The organism is Gelidibacter sp. (genome assembly GCF_035577925.1).
GTDB lineage: Bacteria > Bacteroidota > Bacteroidia > Flavobacteriales > Flavobacteriaceae > Gelidibacter.
In genome coordinates this window covers 1-6,462 of the sequence record NZ_DATJCY010000400.1, presented here as the reverse complement: position 1 = coordinate 6,462, position 6,462 = coordinate 1, and the positions used below count along the sequence as shown (strand labels likewise).

Here is a 6,462-nt window from a genome sequence, read left to right as displayed (position 1 = left end):
TCCATGCCTGTTAAAAAAGGAAGCATGCGGCCAGTTTTGGAAGATGTGGCAAACATTAGCCAATCCACAGCTCCGGCACAGGTAAATAGAAAAGGACCAAATCGTTATGTGACCTTGATTGCAAATATTCATGACAAAGATTTGGGATCGGCCTCAGCTGCGGTAAAGAACGCGATTAAGCAAGCTGGAGATCCACCGAGGGGCGTTACCGTTTGGACTGAAGGGACCATGAATTTACTCGATGAAACCATGAGCAGCTTGATTGCAGGATTGGGTGTCGCGCTAATTGCCATTTTCCTGATGATGGCAGCCTATTATCAATCCTTTAAAGTACCTATGGTTATTTTATCGGTAGCCCCTGCAGTTTTTGCAGGAAGTTTATTGGTGCTTTTTTTAACCGGAAGTACATTGAATCTACAATCGTATATGGGAATTATTATGGCAATTGGTGTTTCGGTTTCCAATACCATATTATTGGTGGACCAAGGGGAATTCTATCGAAAGAAACTCCTACTAAAACCAGCGAATTCCGCAAGATTGGCTTCCGCATCTCGATTGCGACCTATTCTGATGACCGCAGCGGCCATGTTTGCGGGAATGCTCCCTATGGCCATTGGAATTGGGGAAGGGTCAGAACAAGCCGCACCTTTGGGAAGAGCCGTAATTGGTGGATTGATAGGATCGTCTATCACCATACTACTGCTCATCCCGCACTTCTATTCAACGGTAATGTCGCGATCGACTGTAAAAAGTTCATCCCTTGATCCGGAAGATAGAGACAGTGAATTTTATTTAGAAAACTAATTACAGATTAAAAAATAATTCAAATAGTAGAAATTATGAAACTTAATTTTAAACATTTAAAAACAATAACTGGTCTCGCAGTGTTATCATCTATTTTTATTGCATCGTGTTCCGATGCGAAAGTGAAGGAAAGCGAACGGTCCAATAATGCCCATACTCCTCCGACAAAACAGGAAATCATCACCAAGCCTATTTCCCAAATGCAACCAGATTATGCACTAATCGTTCCTGGAGAATTGGAACCAGCAGAGCAGGTTTCACTTTATGCCAAAGTAAATGGTTTTGTAAAAAAACTTAACGTGGATATTGGCGATACCGTAAAAAAAGGTCAGCTCTTAGCTGTTTTGGAAGCTCCTGAAATAGATCAAAGGTTGGTTTCCGATCGGTCTTCGGAAAAGAAACTGCACAGCGATTATCTGTATGCCCAACAAAATTTGGAACGTTTAAAAGAAGCCGCTAAAACCGAAGGTGCGGTAGCCGCCATTGAATTGGATCGTGCCGAAAGCACGATGAATAGTGCCAAATCGGCTTATGAATCTTCACAAGCACAAACAGGACATAGTGCCCAAATGCAAAAATACTTACATGTAGTTGCGCCTTTTAACGGGGTTATCACTGAACGAAACGTTTCTGAAGGCGCCTTGGTAGGGCCAGGCTCAGGGCAACCTGTCTTCAAAATGGCAGATGAGGAAAACCTGAAGTTAAAAATAGCTCTTCCAGAAAAGCATGCTGGTTCGGCAAATAATGATATGGAAGTTTTTTTTACAATCAATTCCCAACCTGGAAAACAATTTAAGGCTGTTCTTTCACGTAGTTCAAAAATTATCAATTCACAAAACCGTGCGATGACTTTGGAATTTGATGTAAAAAATTCCGATCACAGCCTAAACGGTGGAGAATATGCCCAGGTTCAATTGAAATTAAAACGTAAAACACCTACATTTTGGGTTTTGCCAAAAAGTATATTAAACACCCAATCCGGATTATTTGTTTTGACTAAAAACGAAAAAGGAATCCAACGTATACCAGTAAAGGAAGGCGTTCGTTTAGATACGATTACAGAAGTTTTTGGAAATTTGAAAGCTGGAGATCTGATCATTGAAAAGCCTACAGAGCAAATGAAATAATTTCTTTTAATCTTTAAAAAAAGCCTCGCTAATCAAATTCCGTTAGCGAGGTTTTTTATTATCTCTTCTATATTCAAAACTTTTGATTTCACCCCAACAACTGCAGTGCACTTAATAAATACTGAAAAATCAATAAAGATGATGGCATTTAGAACGTATATCATACCACTGTTTAATGAACACATATTGACACTTTAATCCTGTGTTTCCTTCCGCTCACGAATCATATAAATCCCAATTAGTATTAATAGACCTCCCACGAGGTACCAAAACGTAAACTGTTCACCATCCAAAACACCCCACATTACGGCAACAACAGGCAATAAATAACTGACTGAACTTGCAAAGACAGCTGATGTTTTTTGAATCAGTTTATAATATAAAAACATGGTAATAGTAGTACCAAAAACGGTTAAAAACCCTAAATAGCCCATTGCTTCTAAGCGTTCTGGTGACATTTCAAAATTATTGAAAATCCCAGTGAAATATAAAATAACCATCGACGGAACAGCCCAAATAGTAAACACAGATGCCGTTAAATCAACCGGAGAAAGATCGGGGATTTTATGCTTAATAAACAAAGCATTGACAGCATAGGAAGCACCCGCCAAAACTACAAGCATTGCATACCAGAATTGAGAATCTCCAGCATCTGATTCTGAAAAATAGATGAGACTCGTCGCACCCAAAAATCCAACAATCCCTCCAACAATCTGAGATAAACTACTTTTAATTCCAAAAAACAAAAAACCAAATGCCAGCACAAACATGGGGAACAAAGCATCTAAAATACCAGCCAAAGAACTACTAACTTGTTGTTGCGCAATTGGAAATAGGAACATGGGTAAAAAATTTCCAAAAAACCCAGCTGCAATAACCCATAAAAAGGTTTTACGAGGCATTCTTAAAATAGCCTTAAACCCTATGATCGAAAATATTAGCCCAGAAACAACTACACGGATGGCACCGATTTCATAAGGAGAAAAAGCGATTAATGATTTTTTGACCAAAATGAATGAGCTTCCCCAAGTAAGAGAAATAACAATGAATAGAAACCATCGGTTATTAAATAATTGAGCCATGTATCGAAAAACAGTTTAAATAAATATGTTAAGAATGTGGAGGCATGAAGTACTTCTCATTTATTTAGGAAATTTTCATCATCAACAGAATGCTATTTTTTGAATATGGTTTGCCCTTCTTTAATGGTTTCCAAGACTTGAATATTCTTGATATCCATCGGTTTCACTTTTAATGGATTAGCATCCAAGATCACAAAATCCGCTAATTTACCTACTGAAATTGAACCTTTTAAATGGTGTTCAAAAAACTGATAGGCTGCATTGCTTGTTACTGCTTTTAACGCTACATAAGGTTTTGCGCGTTCTTTCTCGCCAATAACTGCGCCTGATCGAGACACCCGATTTACCGCTGACCAAATGGAAAAAATAGGATTTACTGGTGTGATTGGCGCATCGGAATGATTAGTGATTTTTAATCCCAACCGATCGGCACTTACCATAGGACTTAAAAAATCAGCTCTTTTCTGACCCAAATTCCTTACATGATCATCACCCCAAAAATAAGCGTGATTACTGAAAAATGAAGGTTCCATTTTGTATTTCACAAATTTGAACAATTGATCCGCTCGGGCAAATTGTGCATGGATAATAATGGTTCGGAAATCGGTGTCCAAAGGAATGTTTAAGCGCAAACAGGCTTTTTCATGTGCTTCAAGTACCATATCAATTGTAGCATCGCCATTGCAATGAACAAACAACTGGTTTTTAGCCTCATATGCTGTAACAAACATGGCATTTAAATCGGCTTGTGCTATACTTGGCAAACCTCTACAATCAGTAATACAACCAGAAACTTCAGTTAAATATGGTTTTGTAAAATAGGCGGTTTTGCCTTGCGGTGATCCGTCTGCAACTACTTTTGTGCCTTGAACTTTAAATCGGTTTTTATAAGTTTTAAACTGAAGTGTTTCATCTTTTAAATTACTATCCAATTCAAAAGAGCCAGCCAGGGCAACCAAATCAAGATATAATTTTCCAGAATCGGCTTGTGATTGATAAAAACGAATGGCATTCCTATCGGCCATTCCATCATGAGCGGTCGTAATTCCGTTGGAAGCATAATAGCGTTGGGTAGTATCAAAAAACTCCGCTTGCTTACTTGAAAACTCCGTTAACATCACTTCCATAAATGGATACATAGCGGTTTCTTGCATTAATCCGGTAGGTTCTTCAGAATTTGGAAAACGGTCAATATTCCCTCCTTCTGGGTTTTTTGAGTCTGAAGAAACTTTCAATTTATCAAGCGCCAATGTATTGGCTACACCGATGTGGCTGCTGGTATGCTGCAAATATACCGGGTTGTTTGGTAATGCCTTATCGATATCATTTTTAGTAGGATGCCGTTTTTCGGCCAATTGTCCGTCGTCATAACCCCACCCAAAAATCCATTCGCCATCAGGAATATTTTTTTCTTGTTTAAAAATTTTTAACTGCTCTATAATATCATCAATATTGGTAATGCTTCCGATCGGTGCCGGATTCAAATCGACTTGTCCCATGGTGTTGGAAACCATACCAAAATGGCTATGCGCATCAATAAAACCTGGCAATAAGGTTTTTCTGTTAAGATCAATTTTCTTGGCATTGGCATAATTGGCTTCCGCATCTTTCAGTTTTCCAGTAAAAACGATTTTACCATTTTGCTCCACAACTGCCTCTACATACGATGGTTTTTCAGAATGCATTGTAATAATATCCCCATTATAAAACAATTTAAAACCGTTATCATCAGTCTTTTCCATATCATTTTTACAGTTGAAAAATGTAATTACCACAAGCATGCTATAAATGAATTTTTTCATAAGACTTTTATAATTAAAAATTTACCTTGAGGACACGCCCTTTCTTTTCATCAAAAACCGGGCATCTCCATCTAAATAATAGTTATTGGATTCTAAAAAAATCTCAAATCCAAATTGTTCATAAATTTTGATTGCTGAAAAATTATCGGGATGTACAGTGAGGCAAATTTCCTTAGAATTATTGGCTTCTAAAAGGAAAATCAATTTTTTGGTTAATTCTTTTCCTACTTGTTTGCCGCGTGCTTGTGGATGAACTCCTAATGATAAAATCCAACTTTGATCATATCCATTGACAATATTGCCAATGGCATATCCCAAAATCTGATTATCGTGTTCGGCAACTAAAAAATAATCATTTGAAATATCCAAAAGTTGTCTCAATACAAATAAAGGATAACTGCCCTCGTTAAAACAAAGGACTTCAATGTCATGGACACTTTTAAGCTCTTCTAAGGTTGCATTTCTAATGATCATTATTTGAATTTGGATTGTATTCGGTTTCTAAAAGTCGAGAAATTTACGATTCCTAATAAGAAGATACCAACAATTGAATGGATAATAATGAAAATCGTCAATTGACAACCCAAATGATCAAAAAAATATAGCCGTAAAATTTAAAAGAGGATGAGCCATGTTTTATTAAAAACAGACCCATCCTCTATTTGTCATTAACGATATTGTGTATTATATTTTAATCATCCCATTCTTCACGAATATCTTCCATGAGTTCATCGTATCTCTTTTTAAGTTTCGCAGAAAGCTTTTTGGGTGATTTGTGCAGTTTTCTCAATTGAATGGAAAGGAAAATACTGAAAAGCCCTGCAAACAAAAAGTTTAAAGCAATTAATACGACAACGCTCATTCCTGCAAAAATTGGATTCCAGATTAGGATAAAGGAAAAAATAATTCCTAAAATACCAAATGCCAATAAAACACCCCAATCCTTACGGCCATAGCGCTTAAGGTCGAGCGCAAAACTTATGGCAGAAACGGAACGAAACAGTATCAAAAATCCAATATAGAATGCCAATACACTAATAGACAGTGCGGGATGCATGGTTAAAGAAACTCCGACAATAAAAGTGATGATGCCAAAAGTTAAGGACCATCCCCAATTGTCCATTTGCTTTCTGTTGACTACAGAAAAAACTGCTTCTGCCAATCCGCCAAAAACAAATGAAAATGCAAATAAAAAAGATAGCGTAAGTAATGACCCCGCAGGCGACATAAATACGATAATGCTTATAATAACAAAAAATAGCCCCACAAGTCCTGGTAAATACCAGTGTTTAACAGCCTCTTTGATTGATTTTAAAAATGATGTGTCCATGATATAAATTTTAATGTAATTTGAATTTTAATACTTCAATTAATGGTACCACAAATATAAAACAGCAACTTCAAATCACTTATGATTTTCATCAGTTCTGACATATATTGCAGAAATCCTTATCGTAATAAAACATTAAAAATCAATTAGATGCATTTAGTTAATGATACGCCAACTGCCCATTTTTTATTTGTGCCGGTTTTGTATAAGGATGTTCCTTTTCTTGATGTTTTCCCATGATATGCAATACTTTCCAGCCATTGGCTTTAAGTTGATCTGCAATCATGGAGCGATGGCAACGCCACCAAACGGCTTCC

Annotated in this window: 6 protein-coding genes; 2 read left to right on the top strand and 4 right to left on the bottom strand. The window is 36.9% G+C overall.

Annotated features, from left to right (window positions below):
* The coding region (locus VNJ50_RS15065; protein WP_325583118.1) for an efflux RND transporter permease subunit at positions 1–804 on the top strand (804 nt) is incomplete at its 5' end.
* A 35-nt stretch (positions 805–839) separates the two neighbouring features.
* On the top strand, positions 840–1,931 hold the full coding sequence (locus VNJ50_RS15060) for an efflux RND transporter periplasmic adaptor subunit (RefSeq protein ID WP_325583117.1): 1,092 nt from the start codon (positions 840–842) through the stop codon (positions 1,929–1,931).
* Positions 1,932–2,125: 194 nt separating this feature from the next.
* Here the strand turns inward: VNJ50_RS15060 and VNJ50_RS15055 are convergent, their stop codons facing one another.
* The 4 genes from VNJ50_RS15055 to VNJ50_RS15040 all read right to left on the bottom strand — a co-directional run bounded on the left by VNJ50_RS15055 (position 2,126) and on the right by VNJ50_RS15040 (position 6,145).
* Positions 2,126–3,013, bottom strand: a complete 888-nt coding sequence (locus VNJ50_RS15055) for a DMT family transporter (RefSeq protein WP_325583116.1) — start codon at positions 3,011–3,013, stop codon at positions 2,126–2,128.
* A gap of 92 nt (positions 3,014–3,105) precedes the next feature.
* The gene (locus tag VNJ50_RS15050; protein WP_325583115.1) at positions 3,106–4,815 is read right to left on the bottom strand and encodes an amidohydrolase; all 1,710 of its coding nucleotides are present in this window, start codon (positions 4,813–4,815) and stop codon (positions 3,106–3,108) included.
* Between the two features lie 21 nt (positions 4,816–4,836).
* Entirely contained in the window at positions 4,837–5,289 is a 453-nt protein-coding gene (locus tag VNJ50_RS15045; RefSeq protein ID WP_325583114.1) for an N-acetyltransferase, read from the bottom strand.
* 217 nt (positions 5,290–5,506) lie between these two features.
* Complete coding sequence (locus VNJ50_RS15040) at positions 5,507–6,145, bottom strand: HdeD family acid-resistance protein (RefSeq protein ID WP_325583113.1); 639 nt, start codon at positions 6,143–6,145, stop codon at positions 5,507–5,509.
* Between the last annotated feature and the right edge of the window lie 317 nt (positions 6,146–6,462).